Source organism: Collimonas sp. OK412, from assembly GCF_900112135.1.
In the GTDB taxonomy this organism is placed as follows: domain Bacteria; phylum Pseudomonadota; class Gammaproteobacteria; order Burkholderiales; family Burkholderiaceae_D; genus Collimonas; species Collimonas rhizosphaerae.
Genome location: NZ_FOLC01000001.1, coordinates 250,304 through 273,050 on the forward strand (window position 1 = coordinate 250,304; position 22,747 = coordinate 273,050).

The following is a 22,747-nucleotide window of genomic DNA, read 5'->3' on the forward strand; positions in this document are numbered from 1 at the left end:
ATCATTGAACATGGCAAAGAAGAATCCTCAAACCGCATTGATGCACAGCGACTACACCGCGCCGGCAGGTTTTGACGCTTTTCCGGTAGCGATCCACCACGCCTCCACCGTGCTGTTCAAGAATGTCGCGGCAATGCGCGCGCGCGAGTGGCAGGAAAAGAACAGTTATACCTACGGCCTGCACGGCACGCCGACTTCCTTCACGCTGGAAGCGCGCCTGGCGGAAATCGAGGGCGGCCAGCATTGCCTGCTGGCGCCTAGCGGGCTGGCGGCGATCACCATGGTCGACCTGGCCTTGCTGAAGAGCGGCGACGACGTGCTGTTGCCGGACAATGTGTACAACCCGAATCGCGAGCTGGGCAACTGGCTGTCCAAGGATTTCGGCATTACCGCTCGCTATTACGATCCGATGGCCGGCGCCGGCATCGCCGGCCTGATCCAGCCGAACACCCGCCTGGTCTGGACCGAGGCGCCGGGTTCGGTATCGATGGAAGTGCCGGACCTGCCCGCCATCTGCGCCGCGGCGCACGCCAAGGGCGTGCTGGTGGCGATAGACAATACCTGGTCGGCCGGCCTGGCGTTGCGCGCTTTCGACCTGGGCGTTGACATCGTGATGCAGGCGCTGACCAAATACCAGTCGGGCGGATCGGATGTGCTGATGGGCGCCGTGGTCACCCGGGATCCGGCCTTGAACCAGAAGCTGCAGCTCGCGCACATGCGGCTCGGTTTCGGCGTCGGCATGGATGACGCTTACCTCGTCTTGCGCAGCCTGCCGACCATGAAACTGCGCTTCGACGCGCACGACGCCGGCGCGCGCACGGTTGCCGCCTGGCTGCAGCAGCAGGCGCAGATCAGCCGGGTATTGCATCCGGCTTTTGCGGACTGCCCGGGACATGAAAACTGGAAGCGCGATTTCACCGGCGCGGGCGGCCTGTTTTCAGTGCTGTTCGATGCCCGCTATAGCGAAGAGCAGACCGACCGTTTCGTCGACAGCCTGAAACTGTTCAAGATCGGCTACAGCTGGGGCGGCGCCAACAGCCTGTGCGTTCCTTACCGGATCCAGGGCATGCGCAAGAACTGGCAGGACCAGGGCACGCTGGTGCGCTTCAATATCGGCCTGGAAGATCCGCAGGACCTGATTGCCGATATCGAGCAAGCTTTCAACCTGATGTAATGCAATGCGTGGCCAGGCCACGACGGCTTCAGCGAGCAAAAAAATGCCGATCCAGACAGATCGGCTTTTTTTTTCGCCTGCAGCTTGGGCCTGTAGTTCAGGTCAGCTGCTGACGCATATAAACGGCAGCGCCCTGATTTCCTTGCACTTGATAGCTGGCCAGGTTTTCCCTGGCGGGAGATGGCGGGGATTCTACAGCGGCATAACCTAGCGTTTCCCAGAATACCTGCGACCGTTGCACCGACACCAGCGCGCTCCAGCGCAAACCGTCTGCGCGCGCGTGTTCCAGTGCAGCCGTTGCCAAGGCATTGGCAGCCCGCCGGCCGCGCGCATCCGGTGCAACGGCCAGGTCATGCAGGTACAGGCAGTCGGGCGCCGCAGGAATCGTGAAGGGATGATCCAGCGCGGTGACGGCGTCCTTGCTTGAAGGGTAGCTGAACAGATAGGCGCCGGCGCCTTGCCCTGGTCCTGACCATATCCAGCAAGTCGCCGGGGCCAGGGCGAGGCGGGCGCGGAATACGGCTTCCGACTCGAGCATCGGTTCCGGATAGCATTCTGCCTGGATCCGCATGACGGCAGGAATGTCGCGGTCAGACATCGCCCGCACCGCGCCATGGCTTGCCGCCGGCCGTTTTTTGCTAGATGGAATCAAGCAGGCATTGCCTTGTTGTCATTCAAATCCACCAGGCCCTTGATCAGGCGATAACCCTTCCACAGCCAGGCAATGCCCCACACGGCGAAAGCCAGCGGGATGCCAAGCACGGTCAGGAACAGGGCGCCGCCGACCACCATCCACAGCAGGTACCACCAGAACGAGCGGATTTGCCAGTTATGGTGGCTGTACACAAAGGTGTCGGCCGCATCCGAGCGTTTGACGTAGTTGATGATCAGGGGGATCCAGGACAGCGCTCCCAGGGAAAACAGCAGGCTGGCGGCATGAAACAGGTAGAGCCACCAGGCGAGATTTTTCTCGGAATGCAGCTTGCTATCGAAGACTAGTTCTTGGGCCATGACTGTCCTTTACGTTAAGAGAGGCGCTGGATTCTTCAGGAATTACGCCAATATAGGCAAGATGCCATCCAAACCGACAAAATTCAAGGCCACGCTCGCTTGCGCGCGCACCACAGGCTTGGCGCGGAAGGCTACCGACAGGCCGGCGATCTTCATCATGGCCAGGTCGTTGGCGCCGTCGCCCATGACAATCGCCTGGCTTGGCGCGATGCCCAGTTCGGCGCAAACGCGTTCGACCGTCGATTTTTTCTCCTCGGCGTTGACGATGCCGCCCAGCACTTTCCCGGTCAGCTTGCCGTCGACGATTTCCAGCACGTTGGAATGGCTGTAATCGAGTCCGAGAGCGGCTTTCATGTGATCGGTGAAGAACGTGAAGCCGCCCGACACCAGCAAGGTCTTGAGGCCGGCCGCCTTGACTGCCGCCAGCATGGTTTCCGCGCCTGGCGACAACTGCAGCCGTTCGTCCAGCACCCGTTGCAGCGCCGACGCATCCAGGCCTTTGAGCAAGGCCACGCGCCGGGTCAGGCTTTCATTGAATTCCAGCTCGCCGCGCATCGCCGCTTCGGTAATCGCCGAGACTTGCGGCTTCAAGCCTTGCATGTCGGCGATTTCATCGATGCATTCGATCGTGATCAGGGTCGAATCCATGTCCATCGCCAGCAACTTGAAATCATCCAGTTTCGGCGCCGCCGGCAGCCAGGCGCAGTCGATCCGGGCGCCGTAGCAGGCGGCGTCGATCAGCGTCTTCAGGCTGTCGGAATAGTCGACGCCATCGCAACGCCAGGCATGGCGGCCGGCGCTGCTGATATCGGCCGCGGCAACGCCGGCCAGGTTGGCGATACGGTCGATGGCGCTGCTGGTGCTACGTTCTGCGCTCAGGCTTTGCAAGATGAGATTCATGTGTCTGGTTTGGTTTCTGGAAATTCAAATAATCGGATAACGGCGCAAGATCATCCCGCCAGGGCTTTGATGGTGGCCTTGACCTGGGTCAGGCGCGCCGCCAGGTCCGGCATGCTGACGGTGATGCGCAATTTGTCCTGGCCGTTGAGCTTGATATGGCGGTTCTTCTGGATCAGGTCGATGATGCGCATGGCGTCGATCGGCGGATTCGGCACGAACTGCAGCAGCGCGGAGTCGGTATGCGCATCGATCTTGACGATGCCTATCGATTTCGCGGCGATCCGCAAGCGATGGGTTTCGACCAAGGCTTTGGCCGGATCCGGCAGCTTGCCGAAGCGGTCGATCAATTCTTCCTGCAGGTCGTCGATCTTGTCCTGGCCGTCGCAATTGGCCAGCCGCTTGTAGATCGACAGCCGCTCGTGGACGTCGCCGCAATAATCGTTGGGCAGCAGGGCCGGCACGTGCAGGTTGATTTCGGTGGTGCTCGAAAGCGGCGCCGCCAAATCCGGCTCCTTGCCGTTCTTCAATGAGCGTACGGCTTCGTTGAGCATGTCGGAATACAGCTGGAAACCGATCTCGTGCATTTCGCCTGACTGGTTATCGCCCAGCACCTCGCCGGCGCCGCGGATTTCCAGGTCGTGCATGGCCAGGTAGAAACCGCTGCCGAGTTCTTCCATCTGCTGGATCGCATCCAGCCGGCGCTGCGCCAGCTTGGTCAAGCCCTGGACGTCGTGCACCAGCAGGTAGGCGTATGCCTGGTGGTGCGACCGGCCGACGCGGCCGCGCAACTGGTGCAATTGCGCCAGGCCGAACTTGTCGGCGCGGTGCATGATGATGGTGTTGGCGGTGGGGACGTCGATGCCGGTTTCGATAATGGTGGTGCACAGCAGGATGTTGAAACGCTGGGCCACGAAATCGCGCATGACTTTTTCCAGGTCGCGCTCATGCATCTGGCCGTGGGCGATGGCGATGCGCGCTTCCGGCAGCAGCGCTTCCAGCATCGCCTTGCGGTTCTGGATGGTTTCGACTTCATTGTGCAGGAAGTAGACCTGGCCGCCGCGCTTCAATTCGCGCAGGCAGGCTTCGCGGATCGTCGATTCGCCCTCGCTGCGGACGAAGGTCTTGATCGCCAGGCGCTTTTGCGGCGCGGTGGCGATGATCGAGAATTCGCGCAAGCCTTCCAGCGCCATGCCCAAGGTACGGGGGATCGGCGTTGCGGTCAGCGTCAAGACGTCGACTTCGGCGCGCAGCGCCTTGAGCGTTTCTTTCTGGCGAACGCCGAAGCGGTGTTCCTCGTCGATGATGACCAGCCCCAGGCGCGAAAACTTGATATCGTCGGACAGCAGTTTATGGGTGCCGATCACGATATCCAGGGTGCCGTCGGCCATGCCCTTGATCGCCTGCGTGACTTCCTTGCCGCTGCGGAAACGCGACAGCTCCGCAATCTTTACCGGCCAGTCGGCGAAACGGTCGGCGAAGGTTTGCGCGTGCTGTTCCGCCAGCAAGGTGGTCGGCGCCAGGATCGCGACCTGCTTGCCGCCGAGCACGGCGACAAAGGCGGCGCGCAGCGCGACCTCGGTCTTGCCGAAGCCGACGTCGCCGCAGATCAGGCGATCCATCGGCTTGCCGCTGGTCATGTCCTTGATCACGGCATTGATGGCGGCAGCCTGGTCGGCGGTTTCTTCAAAGCCGAAACTTTCAGAAAAAGCCTCGTAGTCGTGCGCTGAATATTCGAACGCATGGCCTTGGCGCAAGGCGCGCCGCGCATACAGGTTCAACAGTTCGGCGGCGGTGTCGCGTACTTGCTGCGCAGCCTTGCGCTTGGCTTTTTCCCACTGGCCGGAGCCGAGCGCATGCAGCGGCGCATCTTCCGGCGAGGCGCCGGAGTAGCGCGAAATCACATGCAGCTGGGATACCGGCACGTAAAGCTTGGTGTCCTTGGCGTATTCCAGGTGCAGGAATTCGGTTTCGCCTTCGCCCAGGTCCATGCTGAGCAAGCCCATGTAGCGGCCGATGCCATGGTTGATGTGCACCACCGGATCGCCGATCTTGAGTTCGGACAGGTCGCGCACCATGGATTCGACCTGGGTGACGCCTTCCTGTTTTTTCTTGCCGATGCGGCGGCCGGAGCCAGCATACAGTTCGGTTTCGGTGATGAATGTGAATTGCGGCAGTTCAAAGCCGGCATGCAAGGGCGCCACGCCCAGCATCAGTTTTTTTTCCGACGTGGTGAAGTCGGCGTAACCGTCGCACAGCGCCAGCGGCAGGTCGTATTCGTTGAAATACTGTTGCAAGGTTTCGCGGCGGCCATTCGATTCGGCGCAGATCATCACGCGCCGCTCGCTTTGCAGCAGGTAGGCGCGCAGGTTGGTCAGCGGGTCGTCGATGCGGCGGTTGACGGCGATATTCGGGATGGGCGCCGACAGTTCGGAAGCGGCGTCGCTGTGCTGGATCACCCAGCGGCCGTAAGGCTTGGCCTGGCTGAAGAAATTTTCGTCGGTCAGGAACAGCGCTTCCGGCGCCAGCAAAGGGCGCTCGCGGTCCGACTTCAGGAATCTGTAGCGTGACTGGGTGTCGCTCCAGAAACGCTGGATGGCGCCGTCGATATCGCCGACCAGGGCAAACATGGCGGTGTCAGGCAGGTACTCGAACAACGTCGCGGTGTCTTCGAAAAACAGCGGCAGGTAATACTCGATGCCGGCCGAGGCGATGCCGTTGCCGATATCCTTGTAGATCGCGGAGCGCGACGGGTCGCCTTCGAACACTTCGCGCCAGCGGCTGCGGAAAGCCGAGCGCGCCGCTTCGTCCATCGGGAATTCGCGGCCCGGCAGCAGCCTGACTTCTCTCACCGGATACATCGAACGCTGGGTGTCGGCGTCGAATGTGCGTATGGTTTCGATGGCGTCGCCGAACAGGTCGAGCCGGTACGGCAGCACGGATCCCATCGGGAAAATGTCGATCAGGCCGCCGCGCACCGAATATTCGCCGGGCGACATGACCTGGTTGACATTGCTGTAGCCGGCCAGGGTCAGCTGCGATTTCAGGCGCGCTTCATCCAGCGTCTCGCCTTGCTTGAAAAAGAAGGTGTAGCCTGCCAGGAAGGACGGTGGCGCCATCTTGACCAGGGCGGTGGTAGCGGGAACCAGCAGCACGTCGCATTGGCCGCTCTGCACCTCGTACAAGGTCGCCAGCCGCTCCGACACCAGGTCCTGGTGCGGCGAGAAGGCGTCGTAGGGCAGGGTTTCCCAGTCCGGCAGCAAGTGGCAGCGCAAGCCGTTGGGTTCGTCGCCGCCGGCCTGGAACCAGGGGATTTCGGTGCGCAGCCGCTGGCCGTCGGTGGCGTCGGCCACGATCACCACCAGCATCCTTTGCTGCGCCTTGAGCGCCAGCGCGGCTTGCGCCAATGCATAGGCATCAGCCGAGCCGTGCAGGGCCGGCAAGACAAAACGGGATGCCGGCCTGGGCAGCAATTTTTCTAGATCAAAGGACATTGGGGCCTATTGTGCAAGCCTGCAAGCGTGTCGATAGTGGTCAAAAAAAGCCACAATACGCCTGATTTGACAGTTAAAATTCAGAGCCGCATTATAAACCACTGCCCTTAAACCGGATTCCCCCGAGATTGTGCATGAATTCATCCCGCTATTTTGCCCTGATTCCTGCCGCCGGCATCGGTGCCCGCATAGGCACGGATATCCCTAAGCAATATATGCCGCTGGCCGGCCAGCCGATGCTGATGCATGTGCTGGACACGTTTGCCGCTGCCGGCGCAATCAGCCATGTGTTTGTCGTAGTCAGCGCCGATGACGGTTATATCGCCGGCCTGATGGCGGCGGCGCCGCATCTGCAAGGACGGGTAACGCTGTTGTTCCACGGCGGCGCCACGCGCCGGGACTCGGTGTTGAACGGCCTGCAAGCGATCCGCGAAGAGGTTGGCGACGACGACTGGGTGCTGGTGCATGACGCCGCCCGGCCGGGCCTGACCTGCGCCCTGATCGAGCGCCTGGTTGAAACCCTGCGCGACGACCTGGTTGGCGGTTTGCTGGCGTTGCCGGTGGTCGATACCCTGAAACGCGGCGACCTGAACGCACGCGTGGCCCAAACCGTGGAGCGCGCCGAACTGTGGGCGGCGCAGACGCCGCAAATGTTCCGCTACGGCATGCTGCTGCGCGCCTTGACCCTGGCCGAAGCGGTTACCGACGAAGCCAGCGCGGTCGAGCAACTGGGCCTGCAGCCGCGCCTGGTCGAGGGCAGCCCGCGCAATTTCAAGGTGACCTTGCCGCACGACGTGGCGTTGGCAGAGATGTTTCTAAAGGAAGAATTTTGAAGTTACTGAATTTGAAGGGGTACGCATGAGCCAGCAGTTCCGCATCGGCCAGGGCTACGATTGCCACGCCTTGCAGGCTGGCCGGCCATTGATTATCGGCGGCGTGACGATTCCGCATAAAACCGGCCTGCTGGGACATTCGGATGCCGACGTGCTGCTGCATGCGATCATCGATGCCTTGTTTGGCGCCGCGGCCCTGGGCGATATCGGCCGCCATTTTTCGGATACGGATGCGCAGTTTGCCGGCGCCGACTCCCGCAAGCTGCTGCGCGAAGCGGTGCGGCTGATTGGCGAAGCCGGCTATGTCGTCGGCAATATCGACTCGACCATCATCGCCCAGGCGCCGAAAATGGCGCCGCATATTCCGCAGATGGTGGCGCATATCGCCGCCGATTGCGGGATTGCGCCCAACCAGGTCAATGTAAAGGCCAAGACCAATGAAAAGCTGGGTTACCTGGGCCGGGAAGAGGGGATTGCAGCGGAAGCGGTAGCGTTGCTGCTTGCGCGCTAGCCTGGGGGAACAAAACCTAGGTTTTCAACTAAACCCTAGGTTTTCAGCTGCAGCTCGATCTGGGTAGCCAGGCCGCCGCCTTCGCGGTTGCTCACGCGCAGCTTGCCGCCGTGCTGCTTGACGATGCGGCTGACGATCGCCAGCCCGAGGCCGGAACCGTTGGCTTGCCCGCGCGCCACGTCGAGCCGGGTGAACGGCCGCAGCAGGCGGTCTATCTCGCTATCCGGCACGCCGGCGCCGTGGTCGGAAATGTTCAGGAGGACCTTGTCGCCGCGGATCTGGCAGCTGATGTCGACCTCTGCGCAATCGTCGCCTTCTTTCTTGCCGTAGCGGCGCGAGTTTTCTATCAGGTTGTTGAATACGCGCCGGAGTTCGGTTTCGTTGCCGGAAACGTGGACATTTGGCGAGACGATGGTCTGGATCCGGATGTCGGCATGGCGCGTGGCGGTTTGCACCACATTGTCGATCAGCGCGCTGAGGTCGATTTTTTCGAAGCTGCTGGTATCGGTCGGTTTTGCGTAGTGCAGGAACTGGCCGATGATGCCATCCATCTGCGCCAGGTCGGATTGCATGCCGGTGCGTGCATCGTCGGACAGGTTCGCCATTTCCACTTCCAGCAGCATGCGCGCCAGCGGCGTGCGCAAATCGTGGGAAATGCCGGCCAGGATGATCGCCCGGTCCGATTCGATGCGCTGCAGGTCGCTCACCATCTGGTTGAAGCTGCGGTTGGCTTCTTCGATTTCAGTCGGGCCGGTTTCGGGCAGCGGCTCAGGCTGCAGCCCTTTGGCCACCGCGCGGGTGGCGGCGGTGAGGCGCGACAGCGGCTGGTTGATCAGGGTCGAAATGAACATCGCGCCCAGCAGCGACAGCACCAGTGCGACGCTGCCCCACTGCAGCCACTGCACGCCCGAGCTGCGCTCGACCCGCTCGCTGTCGAGCATCAGCCAGTATTCGTCGCCGTCGATCTTGAAACTGATCCAGAAGCCGTCGATGTCATTGACCTTGGAAGAAAACCTGGTCTGGTTGCCGAGCCTGGCGCGGACTTCCCGTTCCAGGTCGGGCATCAGGGCGTTGTCGGGCGGCGGCTCGATTCGGTCGGTGTCTTCCAGCGGATAAATCCGGATGCCTTCATTGCTGGCCAGGTCGAACAGCAGTTCGCTGCGCAGGTCCGGCGCCGAATGGGTGAGGGCGGCGCGGGTAATGGTGACGATGGAGATGATCTGCGCGGCGATCTGCTGCGCGCGCGGGCCGCGCTCGACGATCTTGAAGCTGGCGACCCAGGTCACCATGCTGACCGTGATCAGGAAGGCGATCATGAAAAAGGTCCGCCACATCAGACCGCTTTTCAGCCAGGCCAGCCGGTGCGGAGTTACCATGTGGCCGGACGTTGGCGAGGGAAGGACGATGCCGCGCAGGCAGGCATCAGCGCGGTTGGCCTTCTGGGATGAAGACATAGCCGAGCCCCCATACGGTCTGGATGTAGAGCGGGCTGGCGGGATCCGGTTCGATCAGCTTGCGCAGGCGCGAAATCTGGACATCCAGGCTGCGGTCGAACACTTCGTATTCGCGGCCGCGCGCCAGTTCCATCAGCTTTTCGCGCGACAGCGGCTGCCGCGCGTGCCGCGCAAACACCTTGAGCACCGAGAATTCGCCGGTGGTGAGCGGGATCGATTCGCCGTTCTTTTTCAGCGTACGTGTGCCGAGGTCAAGGATGAATTCGCCAAACTCGAAAGACTGCGGCGTTTCCGACGGCGCGCCCGGCAGCTCGTCGGGCCCTTTGCGGCGCAGCACCGCGCCGATGCGCGCTACCAGTTCGCGCGGGTTGAATGGTTTGGGCAGGTAATCGTCGGCGCCCATTTCCAGTCCGACGATGCGATCGACGTCTTCGCCTTTCGCGGTCAGCATGATGATCGGCGTCTGGTCGCCGGCGCCGCGCAGGCGGCGGCAGATCGCCAGGCCGTCTTCGCCCGGCAGCATCAGGTCCAGCACCAGCAGGTCGTAACGCTCGCGTATCCACAGCTTGTTCATGGCCTGCGCGTTCTCCGCGGTGACTACCTGGAAGCCTTGTTCCGTCAGGTATCGTCGCAGCAGGTCGCGCAACCGGATGTCGTCGTCGACCACCAGGATTTTATGTTGATGGGCGCTGCTTGTTTGGTTTGAGGTGTTGATCGTATTCATGGTCATATGGTAACGTCAGAGTGCGCATCAAAAATACAGTTAAGACCCATGGATTACAAAGTGTTACACACTTTACTAAAAACGTCTTATGCCGATTAATAGGGAAGCTTACACTTAATTCGTGATGATTAAGTCTTAACCGTAGTCCTGAATTCACAGAAGAAGTCCATATGACGACGATGTTCCGGAAAATCAGTGTTTGTTTATTGTTGCTGTCGGCAATGATGAGCGCCTCTGCACGTTCCGACCGTATGCCTGACGACCGCGGCGGCGACCGTCGCGCGCCGCCTCCTTCACAGTATGAACCGCGGCGCGGCCAGGCGCCAGATGAACAATGGCAGAATCGCGGACGCGGCTCGGATCCCAATGAGGGACGAGGTAGGATGTCGCCGGACGAGCGGCGCGCTTTGCGCCAGCAGATCGACAGGGCCGGCCGGGATATTTATCCGCAGCGGCGCTGATATCGACAGACAGGAAATGCCAGCTTGGTGGCGCAGAGAACCGGTGATGAAGATCGCCGGTTTTTTTATTGGGCGCTGCTTTTATAAAATGGAAGGCAGGGGATGGGAATGTCCGGCGCTGTTTTGCGGGCAAATGAAAAACGGGGACGTAAACCAGAAAGGGGTTGCAAGATTTCTCTTGCAACCCCTCGTAATACTGGTGCGGCTGGCAGGAATCGAACCCACGACCCCTTGGTTCGTAGCCAAGTACTCTATCCAGCTGAGCTACAGCCGCGAAAAACAAAATTATATATTAGCTTTGTTAATTTTGGAAGAGGGAAATATCGTAAAACCTGATATTTCTTCTCGCTTACAGAGGTAAAACACTTTTTCTGCTTGCTCTCAACCAAGTCCGTTACTATGCCACAGACATTGTGCAATGGGAAGCTTTATTTGTGTTTTAGCTCAGGCTTTTTTGATCCTCTTTACTCCTTGTGCCAGAGGGCGCAGCCGATTTCATCGAATGATATAATCAAACAATAATCATTATCATTTATATTGCGAAAGGTTGATTACATGAGTGTGAAATTGCTTACGGCGGCCGCGCTTGTTTCTGTTGGGTTTGCCGGCGCCGCAATGGCAGCCGAGTATCCGATCGGCAAGCAGCAGATCATGAATGGCCTGGAGATCGCTGCTGTTTACCTGCAGCCGATCAAGATGGAGCCGGAAGGCATGATGCGCAAGGCGGAACTGTCCGACATCCACGTCGAAGCCGATATCCGCGCCGTCAAAGATAATCCGAACGGTTTTGCCGAAGGCGACTGGATGCCGAACCTGGTGATCTCCTACGAATTCACCAAGGCCGGTTCGAACCAGGTGATCAAGGGCGACATGATGCCGATGGTGGCTAGCGACGGTCCGCACTACGGCGATAACGTCAAGCTGGCAGGGCCTGGAAAATACACATTGAAAATGATCATTTCGCCGCCGTCGGCTAATGCCAGCGCGCATTTCGGCCGCCATGTGGACAAGGAAACCGGCGTCGGCGCCTGGTTCAAGCCGTTCACCGTGGTCAACGAATTCACCTTCGCCGGCGTCGGTAAAAAGGGCGGATATTAATGCAGGAGAAATGCGCACCCATGAAATTCTTGTCGCAGGCCGCGGCCAACATGGCGGGCAAAACGCGCGGCTTATTGGGCGTCGGCCTGCTGCTGGCGGCAACGGTTTCGATGGCTGCCGATCTGCCGACCTTCAAGCTGGAAATGAAGGACGGCGTCCTGAATCCGGCGCGGATCGCGGTTCCTGCCGGCCAGAAGATAAAAATCGAGATCCACAACACCGGGCAGTCGGCGGTGGAGTTTGAAAGCGTCCAGCTGCGCAAGGAAAAAGTGCTGGCGCCGGGCGCGCAGTCGTTCGTGGTGATTGCCCCGCTGCAGCCGGGCGAATACAAGTTCTTCGACGACTTCCATGTGCAAGCGCAGGGTGCGATTGTCGCTAAATAAGAGGCCGCCGGCGGCGGTTGCAATAAATAGTTTGATGGAGTAACAAGCGATGGGTCAGGTTTTGTTCATAGTCTGGCGCGAGAGCGTCGAGGCTTTGCTGGTAGTCGGTATCTTGCACGCGTGGCTGAAGAACGGCGGGGATGCTGCGCGCCGCGGCTTGCCGTATCTATGGAGCGGCGTCGGCGTCGGCGTCCTCGGCGCGATCGGCCTGGGCGCGGCGCTGCTGGGTTTCAGCGAACTGCTGTCGGGCGACGCCCAGGATTACTTCCAGATCGTGATGGTGATCCTGGCCGCGATACTGATCGTGCAGATGGTGTTCTGGATGCGCAAGCACGGCCGCACGCTCAAGCGCGAAATGGAAACCTCGCTCAGCGCCAACCTGCAAAGCGCCAACTGGTGGGGCGTATTCGCGCTGGCGGCATTGGCGATCGCGCGCGAGGGCAGCGAAACCGTGATATTTCTTTACGGGCTGGGCCTGGCGGACAAGGGCGATTCGGCCGGCGCGATGGTGCTGGCGGCGGCGCTCGGTTTTGCGCTGGCGTTCCTGACTTTCTATCTGCTGCAGCTGGGCGGCAAGATTTTCTCCTGGCGCCGTTTCTTCCAGGTCACTGAAATCATCTTGCTGTTCCTCGCCGCAGGTCTGCTGCTGACGGGCATCGAACGCCTGATGTCGCTGGATATCATCCCGACGCTGGTCGACCCGGTCTGGGACAGTTCGCGCCTGCTCGACGACACCACTGCATTCGGCAACCTGGTCTCCACGCTGACCGGCTATCGCGCGCAGCCCGCGCTGATGAGCTTGCTGGTGTATGTGGCATATTGGGTGTGCGTATTGTTATTCCTTAAACGAGCCAGGCCGCAGCCGATCCCAGCTAAATAAACCAATGAATACTTGTGCCATTCCTCAAACGCAAACACGCCTCTCCCGCACCGCTGACTGGATGCGGGACCATGCGAAACTGATTCGCTGGGTGCAGTGGGGGATTGTGCTGGTGTACGGTTTCCTGATCCTGGTGCCGATCTTCCTGCCGCTGCCGGACGAGACAGCGCACATCTGGTCGAACCTGACCCTGATCGCGCAATTCGCTTTCTGGGGCATCTGGTGGCCGTTCGTGCTGATCAGCATGGTGCTGATGGGACGGGTCTGGTGCGGGGTGCTGTGCCCGGAAGGTGCGCTGACCGAGTTCGCCAGCCGCCATGGGCTCGGCAAAGCCATCCCGCACTGGATGCGCTGGGGCGGCTGGCCGTTCGTGGCGTTTGCGCTGACCACCATCTACGGCCAGATGGTGAGCGTGTATCAATATCCTAAAGCGGTGCTGCTGGTGCTGGGCGGTTCCACCGCCGGCGCCATCGTGGTGGGCTACCTGTATGGCCGCGACAAGCGCGTCTGGTGCAAATACCTGTGTCCGGTGAACGGCGTGTTCGGCCTGCTGGCCAAGCTGGCGCCGTTTCACTACAAAGTCAATGAAACCGCCTGGCGCGCTTCCTACGGTACCCACAGCCACACGCAAGGGCGTACCGTGATTCCGGTCAATTGCGCGCCGCTGGTGCCGTTGCGGGCCATGAAGGGCGCTTCCGACTGCCATATGTGCGGCCGTTGCAGCGGCCATCGCGACGCCATCGAACTGAGCTGGCGCGCGCCGACCGAGGAAATCGTCGCGCATGGCGAACAGCATAACAACCTGTGGGAAAGCGCCCTGGCCTTGTACGGCCTGATGGGGATCGCCATCGGCGCCTTCCACTGGTCAGCCAGCCCCTGGTTTGTGCAGGTCAAGCAAGCCATCGCGACCTGGCTGATCGACCGCGACATCATGTGGCCTTTCGATACCCATGCGCCGTGGTGGGTGTTCACCAATTATCCGGCGCAGAACGATGTCTTCAGCTGGCTCGACGGCAGCCTGGTGATTGCCTATATCCTCACCACCGGCCTGGTGCTTGGCACTGCGCTCACATTGTTGTTCGCGCTGAGCAGCCGTGCGCTCGGCAACTGGGACCGCAAGCGTTTCAACCACCTGGTGCAGTCCACCATCCCGCTGGCCGGCTGCGGCGTATTCGTCGGCTTGTCGGCCACCACCGTCAGCCTGCTGCGCGGCGAACACTTGCCGGTATTCTGGGCCAACGACTTGCGCGCCATCCTCCTGATCGCGACCACCTTGTGGAGCGTCTGGCTGGCCTGGCGCGTCACCGGCCGTTATACGGCTTCGCCGGTGCGCCGCCTGGCGAGCATGGCGCCGGTGATCGCCGGCCTGGGGCTGGTCAACTTTGCCTGGCTGCTGATGTTCTGGTTGTGGTGAATTCCCATCATTTGCCGGAATTTTGTCACGTACTGGTCGATGGGCAGGTGGTTAGTGCGTAAAATGCGGGTTGTTGTCCCGTCTATATTTGTCTTGCCGTTCCCCTCCACAGAGGAACGGCGACGGCGGCGGGGAAGCTTTCTTCAACTCTACGCGACTCTGCGTTTCTTATCATGGTCCGCCCACGCTTTTTACCCGACAACTTCACGTTGTTGCTGGTTACCACGGTTCTTGTCGCCAGTCTTTTCCCGGCCAAGGGCCAGGTCGCGGTCTCTTTCAACCTGATTACCACGCTGGCCATCGGCCTGCTGTTTTTCCTGCACGGCGCCAAGCTGTCGCGCGAAGCGGTGGTGCAAGGGGCGCTGCACTGGCGCTTGCACCTGACGGTGCTGCTGGCCACCTTTGCCCTGTTTCCGCTGCTCGGGCTGGTGTTCAAGCCGCTGCTGCTACCGCTGGTGACGCCCGACCTGTATCTCGGGATCCTGTTCCTGTGCACCTTGCCGTCCACCGTGCAATCCTCGATCGCCTTTACTTCGGTGGCGCGCGGCAATGTGCCGGCCGCCGTGTGCAGCGCATCCGCGTCCAACCTGCTTGGCATTTTCCTGACCCCGGTGCTGGTCGGCCTGCTGGTGGTGACGCACAGCCAGGGCAAGGGTTCTTTCGACTCCATCCTGAATATCGTGATGCAGCTGCTGTTGCCATTTGTCGCCGGCCAGATTGCCCGCCACTGGATCTGCAAGTGGCTGGACAAGCACAAGATCATCCTGAAGATGGTGGATCAGGGGTCGATCCTGCTGGTGGTCTACACCGCGTTCAGCGAGGCCGTGGTGCAGGGCCTGTGGCATGAACTGCCGCCGCTGTCGCTGGTCGGCCTGATGCTGGTGGTGATGCTGCTGCTGTTCGTGATGCTGACCATCGCCACGCTGGCCAGCCGGCGCCTCGGCTTCAACAAGGAAGATGAAATCACGATCGTGTTCTGCGGCTCGAAGAAAAGCCTGGCGAGCGGCGTGCCGATGGCGAAAGTCTTGTTTGCCGGGCACACCGTCGGCATGATCGTCTTGCCCTTGATGCTGTTCCACCAGGTCCAGCTGATGGTGTGCGCCGTGCTGGCGAAACGCTATGCCGCGCGTCCGATCGAAATCGTCGCCGGCGGCCCGGCGCCGGTCTGGTCTGACGTCAGCCCCGAGGACTGAGGCTGCTTTTATTCAGGGAGCCGGATTAGGCTGGCGCACGTGGATTGCTTCAATCTCGCGCAAGATATCGTCATCCAGCGTGAGGTTGACGCTGTCGAGATTGCTTTGTAATTGTCCTAGCGTGGTGGCGCCGACGATATTGCTGGTCAGGAAACCGCGGCTGTTGACGAAAGCCAGCGCCATCTGCGCCGGATCCAGTCCGTGTTTTTTGGCCAGCGCAACGTAGTCGCCGACCACCCGGTTGACTTGCGGATTGGTATAGCGGCTGAAACGTTCAAACAAAGTCAAGCGGCCGCCGGCGGGCCGCGCGCCGTCCAGGTATTTTCCCGAAAGTACGCCAAAAGCCAGCGGCGAATACGCCAGCAGCCCGACCTGTTCACGGAATGCAAACTCCGAATGGCCGATTTCAAACGTGCGGTTGAGCAGGCTGTACGGATTCTGGATGCTGGCCACGCGCGGCAAATCGAATTTCTCCGAAGCCCGCAGAAACTCCGAAATACCCCATGGCGTTTCGTTCGAAATCCCGATTTGGCGCACCTTGCCGGCCTTGATGAAGTCCGCCAGGATGGCCAGCGTTTCTTCGATCGGCACTGTATCTTCGTCTGGAATATGGCTGTAGTTCAGGGTGCCGAAACAATTCACGCTGCGATCCGGCCAATGCAGCTGATACAGGTCGACGTAGTCCGTCTGCAAGCGTTCCAGGCTGCCGTGCAAGGCTTCCGTCAATCCCTTGCGGTCGAAATTGTTGACGCCGCCGCGCACATGGCGCGGGTTGTGCGGCTTGCGCGCCGGGCCGGTAGCCTTGGTGGCGATCATGACTTCGCTGCGCTTGCCGGATTTTTTCAGCCAGCTGCCAATATAACGTTCGGTCGAACCCTGGGTCTCGGCACGCGGCGGCACCGGATACATTTCAGCAGTGTCGATCAGGTTGACCCCATGCGCCAGCGCCAGGTCGATCTGCGCATGCGCTTCTGCTTCCGTATTTTGTTCGCCCCAGGTCATGGTGCCGAGCGTAATCAGGCTGACCTTGAGCTTGCTGTGTCCGAGTTCACGATATTGCATTGTCGCTTCCTTTGCGGCGGGCGCTAAAAATTGGTGATGACGATTTGACGACCTGGACCGCCGGTGTGCGGCAGCCGCCGATCCCCGCCTGGGTGCAGGGGGGAATTGCCGCTTGCTGCCGAGGGCTAAGAGTATAGCCGGATCGCCGTTTCGCTGCAGGCCGCGGCCGCCCGCAGTCAAGTAGCTGTTGGGGTTGCCGGCGACGGCGGCTGGTTTGACGGATGCGGGGCCGCGGCCGGACTGGCAAGTTTGTCGAGGCCGAACAGGGTCGGGAACAGGCGTATCCACAGCAGCACCACGACCATCGTGCCGATGCCGCCCAGCAGCACCGCCGGCACCGGTCCCAGCCACGCTGCGGTGACGCCGGATTCGAATTCGCCCAGCTGGTTGGACGTGCCGATGAATACCGAGTTGACGGCGCTGACGCGGCCGCGCATATGGTCCGGCGTTTCCAGCTGGACGAAAGAAGAACGCACCACCACGCTGATCATGTCGGAAGCGCCGAGCACAACCAGCGTCGCCAGCGACAAGACAAATGAACGGGACAGGGCAAACACGATAGTCGCCAGGCCAAACACGGCAACCGCAATGAACATGCTGCGGCCGACGCGCCGGCTCAGCGGCCGCCGCGCCAGGAAGATCGCCGTCGACAACGCTCCCACCGCCGGCGCCGAGCGCAGCAGGCCAAGGCCGAGCGGGCCGGTGGCGAGGATGTCATGCGCATAGATCGGCAGCAAGGCGGTGGCGCCGCCCAGCAGCACGGCGAACAGGTCGAGCGATATGGCGCCGAGAATCGCTGGCCGGCTCTTGATGAATGCAATCCCCGCCAGCAATGAGCTGAGGGTGGCCGGTTCGCGCCGCGGCAACACGCTTTCGATGCGGATCAGCGACACCAGCAGGCTGGCGCCGATGAACAGCACGCTGCTGGTGGTATACACCGCGCTTGGCCCCAGCACATAAATGAAGCCGCCCAATGCCGGGCCGATGATCACCGCCGTTTGCGTGGCCGATGCCGCCCAGGCGACGGCGCGCGGCAGCAGGCGCGCAGGCACCAGGCCGGGCACCAGCGCTTGCAGTGTCGGCGATTCAAAGGCATGGGTCGCGCCGATCACAAACACGATGGCGAAGATGGCCTCCTTGTCGAGCCAGCCGTAGATGCTGCCGATGGCCAGCGCCGCCGCGGCCACGCCCTTGATGAACAGGCAGATGCGGGCGATCTTGCGGCGGTCGTAACGGTCGGCGACATGGCCGACCAGCAACGCCAGGAACAAGGCGGGCAGGAATTGCACCAGGCCCACCATGCCGAGGTCAAAAGCGCTATGCGTGAGTTGATACACTTGCCAGCCGACGGCGACGATCTGCATCTGGTTGGCGATGGTGGAGGCAACGCGCGCGCCCCAGAACAGCGTAAACGGGCGATGGCTCAGGACGGATTCGGATGCTGGACTGGCAGGGACGGGGGCGGTCATGTGGCGTAGGAAAATCGGGGCAAGGCCATAGAATATGCTTTTCCCATAAAAAAAGCCGCTATCTGCAGCGGCTTTTTTCATGCGTGTGGCTTATTCGGGATGGAACTGGTGGGCGAAAGTAAATTCGTCGGTACGCGGCGTGTATTTGAGGCCCTTGCGCAGCGCCCATGTCGCGTACTGGTGATATAGCGGGATCAGTGCGTAATCGTTGAGCGCCACCACGGCGCCCTGGCGCGCGAAATCCTCACGCTGTTTCTGGTCGACCGAACCCAATGACGATTGCACCAGCTGGTCCAGTTTCGGATTGGTGTATTTGCCCCAGTTCCATGAACCCCAGCCGGTATCGGGATTGGTGGTGCCGAGCAGGGTGCGCAAACCGAAATCGCCGGCCAGCGTGCCCCAGCCCAGCAAGGCGGCGCTGTACTCGCCCGCACGCGCCTTGCCGAAGTAGACTGCCAGCGGCAGCGTCTCGACCTTGGCCTGGATCCCGACCCGGTTCAGGAATTGGGCAACGGTCTGCACCACGCGCTCATCGTTGATGTAGCGGTTGTTCGGGCCATGCAGCGTAATCCCGAAGCCGTTGGGATAGCCGGCCGCCGCCAGCAGTTTCTTGGCGCCTTCAGGATCGTATTTTTCCACTTTCAACGTATCGGCATAACCCAGGATGCCGGGTGCGATGATGTTCGATGCCGGCACAGCCAGTCCTTCCAGGGTGCGGTCAACCAAAGCCTGGCGGTTGATGGCCTTGGAAATCGCCTGGCGCACGCGCACGTCTTTCAGCGGATTTTTGTCCAGCGCTTTGCCGGCCTTGTCGGTAACGTCCGGCGATTTGTCGCGCGACTGGTCCAGGGTCCAGAAGATGGTGCGCCAGGAAATCTTTTGCGCCAGCTTGAACTGCGGGTTGGTTTTCAGTTTGGCGAGGTCGGCCGGCGGTACGTTTTCGATGGCGTCGACTTCACCTGCCAGCAAGGCGGCCAGGCGGGCGCCGTCAGAGGTCAGGATGCGGAAGGTGACCTTGTCCCAGGCCGCTTTCTCGCCCCAGTAAGCATCGTTGCGCACCAGCTCGATACGGTCGCCGCGCTTGAAGCTGGCGAACTTGAAGGGGCCGGTGCCGACCAGCGCCTTGCCGCTGTTGAAATCATCGGTGGTGGCGTTTTGCGCGGCTTTCTTGGAAACGATGAAGATGGTGCTGACGTCCAGCGCCAGCGGCCCGTAAGGCGTGGCGGTTTTGAGGCGGACGGTATAGGGATCGACGGCCTGTTTGCTGACGATCTGTTTGGTGTAGCTGGTGAACGGGCCAGGGCTGTTGGCCAGCGTCGCGGGGCGGTCCAGCGAAAATACAACATCTTCCGCGGTCAGTTCGGAGCCGTCGCTGAATTTGACGCCGTGGCGCAGCTTGAATTCCCAGGTGAGCGGATCAATTGCCGTCCAGGAAGTAGCCAGGCCCGGAATCAGGCGGCCGTTCGGGTCGACATTGACCAGCGCATCGAACAGGTGCGACGACAGCGAGATGTTCGGCGCAATATTGTTGAAGTGGGGGTCAAGGGTCGAGACATCGGCAAACAGGCCGATTTTCAGGTCCGCAGCGTGGCTTGGCGCGGCGCTGAGCGCTACCGAAGCCAACGCGCCAAGGCCGGCAAAAGCCAGGCTCAGTATTTTCTTTCTTGAAAGCTGGAACATGCGATCTCCCAATCGTGATGAATAAGGCAAAAGCTGATTCTATGGGCGCTCGCATAATTATCAAAACACAATAATTGCTTCCTGTTATGTGTTTTGGTTATATAGGGTAATATGGGCCTCCCGAATCGCTGGCCGGGAACGGCAGATTGCGCAATCAAAAACGCAACTCTTTCCCTCGACGCAACTTTTATTTACGCCCCCGGTGTTTTAAATAAAATTATCGGTTATAATGCGACATCGTTTAAGATTCGAGCTAGTAGTGCAGTATTAGTCTGTCATTTCTTTCTTGCTTCAAACGATCTAACGGGCGACAGCCCAACTTAACTGAAATAGGAAATGTAATGGCAACTGGTATCGTAAAGTGGTTCAATGATTCGAAGGGTTTTGGTTTTATTACTCCTGACGAAGGTGGTGAAGATCTGTTCGCGCACTTCTCCGCAATCAATTCTTCCGGCTTCAAGTCGCTGCAAGAGAACCAACGTGTTTCTTTCGAAGTTACTGCCGGCCCAAAGGGCAAGCAAGCTTCGAACATCCAAGCTATCTAATATTAGATACGGCTTACTCAGTTGAAATAAACTGAGCATCGCAAAAATCCCTGGCTTGCCGGGGATTTTTTTCGTCTGTAGCAAACGCAGCGGCGACTATATAAAAGCGGAAAGAGGCGCCTTGTCAGGAAGCTGTAAGGGTGGCCTGAAATGCTGGGGTCGTCTGTATACCAGATGGCGGATATTGCAGTATGCTGGATCACCTTTTACTTAAGACAGCGCATTGGCATCCATGCCGATGCCCATCAATATAAAAACACGGAGGAGACGACATGAATACAATAATCAAAACATGTGTGGCAGCGGCATTGGTCAGCTGGTCGCTGGCGGCAGGAGCGGCAGAGCCGATCAAGATCGGCGTCACGGGACCATTTACCGGCGGCTCCGCGCCGATGGGCGTATCGATGCGCGACGGCGTCAAGCTGGCGGTGGCGGACATCAACGCCAAGGGCGGCGTGCTGGGACGCCAGCTGCAGCTGGTCGAGCGCGACGATGAAGCCAAGAATGAACGCGGAGTCCAGGTCGCGCAGGAACTGATCAACAAGGAAAAAGTGGTCGGCACGGTCGGCTTCATCAACACCGGCGTCGCCCTGGCGTCGCAGCGCTTCTACCAGGAAGCCAAGATCCCGGTCATGAATAACGTCGCCACCGGCAGCATCATCACCAAGCAGTTCGTGGCGCCGGACCAGAAGGATAACTACATATTCCGCACCTCGGCCAACGACACCATCCAGTCGGCGATGATCGTCGACGAAGCCGTAGTGCGTCAAAAACACACCAAGGTGGCAATCCTGGCGGACTCCACCAATTACGGCCAGCTCGGCCGTGAAGACCTGGAACGCGCTTTGGCCGCCAAGGGCATCAAACCGGTCGCCGTTGAAAAATACAACCTGAAAGATGTGGACATGACGGCGCAGCTGCTGAAGGCCAAGCAGGGCGGCGCCGAGGTGGTGCTGACTTACGGCATCGGCCCGGAGCTGGCGCAGATCGCCAACGGCATGGAAAAGCTCAACTGGAAAGTGCCCCTCATCGGCAGCTGGACCTTGTCGATGGGGAATTTCATCGACAACGCCGGCAAGAACGGCGACGGCGCGCGCATGCCGCAAACCTTCATCCAGGATGGCAGCACAGCCAAGCGCAAGGCCTTCATCGAAGCCTATCAGAAAGCCTACAAGATCGACCGCATGCCGTCCCCTGTGTCAGCTGCGCAAGGCTATGACTCGCTCTACCTGCTGGCGGCAGCAATCAAGCAGGCTGGCAGCACCGACGGCGTCAAGGTGCGTGAAGCATTGGAAAACCTGAACGGCACGGTGGAAGGCGTGGTCACCAGCTACACCAAGCCGTATAGCCACGACGACCATGAAGCGATCAAGCCAAATATGGTGGTGATCGGCGAAGTCAAGAACGGCCGGGTGGTATTGGCCAAGTGATAGGAAGCCGGAGCGCAGCACTGCCGCGTTCCGGCGATACATCCGTTTAAGCGACATCGGTCCAGCCTGAGCAGGTATACAGGCTGGATTTGTTTCGTCAAACGGCAGCGTTACTTTGCCATTTGTCTCTTGGGTCCATATCATGGAAATTCTGCTGCAACTCGTCTTCAGCGGCATCGCGCTAGGCATGATCTACGCGGTGATCGCTTTCGGTTATCAACTTACGTTCGCCACCTCCGGCACCCTCAACTTCGGCCAGGGTGAAGCGCTCATGCTGGGCGCGCTGGTGGGCCTCAGCCTGGTCGGCAATATCCATGGCGGCCCTTACCTGAACTATTGGTTGATGATCCCGGTGGTGATCGTGTTCGGCGCGCTGCAAGGCGTGGTGGTCGAATGGATAGGGGTGCGCCCGGCGCTCAAGATCAAATCGGAATTCGGCTGGATCATGTCGACCATCGCGCTGGCGATCATCTTCAAGAACGTCGCTGAAAACATATGGGGCAAGGACGACCTGACTTTTCCTTCGCCCTTGTCGTCGACGCCGTTCCAGGTATTCGGCGCCAACGTCCAGCCGATGCAGGTGGTGGTGGTGCTGGGCGCGCTGGCGATGATGCTGGCGGTCGAGTTCTTCAACCGCAAATCGATTTACGGCAAGGCAGTGGTGGCGACTTCCAACGACCGCGATGCGGCCGGCCTGATGGGCATCAACACCAGCATGGTGATCACATTTTCCTACGCGTTGTCGTCGGCCACGGCAGCGTTTGCCGGTGTGCTGGTGGCGCCGCTGACCTTGACCGGCGCCACGATGGGCGCGGCGCTCGGCCTGAAAGCTTTTGCGGTGGCGATCATCGGCGGCCTGACTTCGGGCATGGGAGCGGTCGTCGGCGGCCTGATCCTGGGCATCGCCGAGACGCTGACCGGGTTCTATATCTCCACCGGCTACAAGGAGGTGCCGGGGCTGCTGTTGCTGCTGCTGGTGCTGGCTGTCAAGCCGGCCGGCCTGTTCGGCAAGACCGCCATCAAGAAGGTGTGAA

At 60.4% G+C, this 22,747-nt stretch carries 21 protein-coding genes and 1 tRNA gene; 12 read left to right on the top strand and 10 right to left on the bottom strand.

All coding sequences use genetic code 11. The features are described 5' to 3' along the window. Positions 1 to 10 precede the first annotated feature (10 nt). The gene (locus tag BM062_RS01000) at positions 11 to 1,174 is read left to right on the top strand and encodes a cystathionine beta-lyase (protein ID WP_092392170.1); all 1,164 of its coding nucleotides are present in this window, start codon (positions 11 to 13) and stop codon (positions 1,172 to 1,174) included. Positions 1,175 to 1,271: 97 nt separating this feature from the next. Here BM062_RS01000 and BM062_RS01005 read toward each other — a convergent pair whose 3' ends face one another. From BM062_RS01005 to mfd, 4 genes are read right to left on the bottom strand one after another with little or no spacing between them, the layout of a single operon-like run. Next, the gene (locus BM062_RS01005) at positions 1,272 to 1,826 is read right to left on the bottom strand and encodes a GNAT family N-acetyltransferase (RefSeq protein WP_217647549.1); all 555 of its coding nucleotides are present in this window, start codon (positions 1,824 to 1,826) and stop codon (positions 1,272 to 1,274) included. Further along, positions 1,823 to 2,185 (bottom strand): DUF4870 family protein, encoded by a 363-nt coding sequence (locus tag BM062_RS01010; protein ID WP_092392172.1) that lies wholly within the window; start codon positions 2,183 to 2,185, stop codon positions 1,823 to 1,825. The genes BM062_RS01005 and BM062_RS01010 overlap by 4 nt, the downstream gene beginning before the upstream one ends. Before the next feature lie 42 nt (positions 2,186 to 2,227). After that, positions 2,228 to 3,085 carry a phosphoserine phosphatase SerB gene (gene serB / locus BM062_RS01015; RefSeq protein ID WP_092392174.1) on the bottom strand — a complete coding sequence of 286 codons (858 nt, stop codon included), beginning with the start codon at positions 3,083 to 3,085 and terminating at the stop codon, positions 2,228 to 2,230. A 50-nt stretch (positions 3,086 to 3,135) separates the two neighbouring features. Then, entirely contained in the window at positions 3,136 to 6,576 is a 3,441-nt protein-coding gene (gene mfd / locus BM062_RS01020) for a transcription-repair coupling factor (protein WP_092392176.1), read from the bottom strand. A 134-nt stretch (positions 6,577 to 6,710) separates the two neighbouring features. Here mfd and ispD point away from each other — a divergent pair, with 134 nt between their 5' ends. Next, positions 6,711 to 7,409 (top strand): 2-C-methyl-D-erythritol 4-phosphate cytidylyltransferase, encoded by a 699-nt coding sequence (gene ispD, locus BM062_RS01025; protein WP_092392178.1) that lies wholly within the window; start codon positions 6,711 to 6,713, stop codon positions 7,407 to 7,409. A gap of 25 nt (positions 7,410 to 7,434) precedes the next feature. Then, the gene (gene ispF, locus BM062_RS01030) at positions 7,435 to 7,920 is read left to right on the top strand and encodes a 2-C-methyl-D-erythritol 2,4-cyclodiphosphate synthase (RefSeq protein ID WP_092392180.1); all 486 of its coding nucleotides are present in this window, start codon (positions 7,435 to 7,437) and stop codon (positions 7,918 to 7,920) included. Positions 7,921 to 7,955: 35 nt separating this feature from the next. Here the strand turns inward: ispF and BM062_RS01035 are convergent, their stop codons facing one another. Both BM062_RS01035 and ompR read right to left on the bottom strand, forming a co-directional pair. Further along, positions 7,956 to 9,296, bottom strand: a complete 1,341-nt coding sequence (locus BM062_RS01035; RefSeq protein ID WP_254784871.1) for a sensor histidine kinase — start codon at positions 9,294 to 9,296, stop codon at positions 7,956 to 7,958. A 46-nt stretch (positions 9,297 to 9,342) separates the two neighbouring features. Continuing rightward, positions 9,343 to 10,098 (bottom strand): osmolarity response regulator transcription factor OmpR, encoded by a 756-nt coding sequence (gene ompR / locus BM062_RS01040; protein WP_092392704.1) that lies wholly within the window; start codon positions 10,096 to 10,098, stop codon positions 9,343 to 9,345. A 170-nt stretch (positions 10,099 to 10,268) separates the two neighbouring features. Between ompR and BM062_RS01045 the strand changes: the two genes are divergently transcribed. After that, on the top strand, positions 10,269 to 10,559 hold the full coding sequence (locus BM062_RS01045; protein ID WP_139219959.1) for a hypothetical protein: 291 nt from the start codon (positions 10,269 to 10,271) through the stop codon (positions 10,557 to 10,559). Between the two features lie 197 nt (positions 10,560 to 10,756). Here BM062_RS01045 and BM062_RS01050 read toward each other — a convergent pair. Further along, a tRNA-Arg gene (locus BM062_RS01050) sits at positions 10,757 to 10,833 on the bottom strand. A gap of 281 nt (positions 10,834 to 11,114) precedes the next feature. Between BM062_RS01050 and BM062_RS01055 the strand changes: the two genes are divergently transcribed. The 5 genes from BM062_RS01055 to BM062_RS01075 all read left to right on the top strand — a co-directional run bounded on the left by BM062_RS01055 (position 11,115) and on the right by BM062_RS01075 (position 15,527). Then, positions 11,115 to 11,657 carry an iron transporter gene (locus BM062_RS01055; protein WP_092392186.1) on the top strand — a complete coding sequence of 181 codons (543 nt, stop codon included), beginning with the start codon at positions 11,115 to 11,117 and terminating at the stop codon, positions 11,655 to 11,657. 50 nt (positions 11,658 to 11,707) lie between these two features. After that, positions 11,708 to 12,040 (top strand): cupredoxin domain-containing protein, encoded by a 333-nt coding sequence (locus BM062_RS01060; RefSeq protein WP_092392706.1) that lies wholly within the window; start codon positions 11,708 to 11,710, stop codon positions 12,038 to 12,040. Positions 12,041 to 12,089: 49 nt separating this feature from the next. Further along, positions 12,090 to 12,920, top strand: a complete 831-nt coding sequence (locus tag BM062_RS01065; protein ID WP_092392188.1) for an FTR1 family iron permease — start codon at positions 12,090 to 12,092, stop codon at positions 12,918 to 12,920. A 61-nt stretch (positions 12,921 to 12,981) separates the two neighbouring features. After that, positions 12,982 to 14,334, top strand: coding sequence for a 4Fe-4S binding protein (locus BM062_RS01070; RefSeq protein WP_092392190.1), 1,353 nt, complete (start codon positions 12,982 to 12,984; stop codon positions 14,332 to 14,334). Positions 14,335 to 14,507: 173 nt separating this feature from the next. After that, positions 14,508 to 15,527, top strand: a complete 1,020-nt coding sequence (locus BM062_RS01075) for a bile acid:sodium symporter family protein (protein WP_092392192.1) — start codon at positions 14,508 to 14,510, stop codon at positions 15,525 to 15,527. A 12-nt stretch (positions 15,528 to 15,539) separates the two neighbouring features. Here BM062_RS01075 and BM062_RS01080 read toward each other — a convergent pair whose 3' ends face one another. The 3 genes from BM062_RS01080 to BM062_RS01090 all read right to left on the bottom strand — a co-directional run bounded on the left by BM062_RS01080 (position 15,540) and on the right by BM062_RS01090 (position 19,738). Then, the gene (locus tag BM062_RS01080; RefSeq protein WP_092392194.1) at positions 15,540 to 16,589 is read right to left on the bottom strand and encodes an NADP(H)-dependent aldo-keto reductase; all 1,050 of its coding nucleotides are present in this window, start codon (positions 16,587 to 16,589) and stop codon (positions 15,540 to 15,542) included. 176 nt (positions 16,590 to 16,765) lie between these two features. After that, positions 16,766 to 18,058, bottom strand: a complete 1,293-nt coding sequence (locus tag BM062_RS01085; RefSeq protein ID WP_092392708.1) for an MFS transporter — start codon at positions 18,056 to 18,058, stop codon at positions 16,766 to 16,768. A gap of 90 nt (positions 18,059 to 18,148) precedes the next feature. Further along, complete coding sequence (locus tag BM062_RS01090) at positions 18,149 to 19,738, bottom strand: ABC transporter substrate-binding protein (protein WP_092392196.1); 1,590 nt, start codon at positions 19,736 to 19,738, stop codon at positions 18,149 to 18,151. A 341-nt stretch (positions 19,739 to 20,079) separates the two neighbouring features. On the opposite strand from BM062_RS01090, the gene BM062_RS01095 reads away from it, so the two are divergent. From BM062_RS01095 to BM062_RS01105, 3 genes are all read left to right on the top strand, one after another. Next, on the top strand, positions 20,080 to 20,283 hold the full coding sequence (locus tag BM062_RS01095; protein WP_014005790.1) for a cold-shock protein: 204 nt from the start codon (positions 20,080 to 20,082) through the stop codon (positions 20,281 to 20,283). A gap of 272 nt (positions 20,284 to 20,555) precedes the next feature. Further along, the gene (locus tag BM062_RS01100; protein WP_092392198.1) at positions 20,556 to 21,713 is read left to right on the top strand and encodes an ABC transporter substrate-binding protein; all 1,158 of its coding nucleotides are present in this window, start codon (positions 20,556 to 20,558) and stop codon (positions 21,711 to 21,713) included. A gap of 142 nt (positions 21,714 to 21,855) precedes the next feature. Continuing rightward, positions 21,856 to 22,746 (top strand): branched-chain amino acid ABC transporter permease, encoded by an 891-nt coding sequence (locus BM062_RS01105; RefSeq protein ID WP_092392200.1) that lies wholly within the window; start codon positions 21,856 to 21,858, stop codon positions 22,744 to 22,746. Position 22,747: the final 1 nt, after the last annotated feature.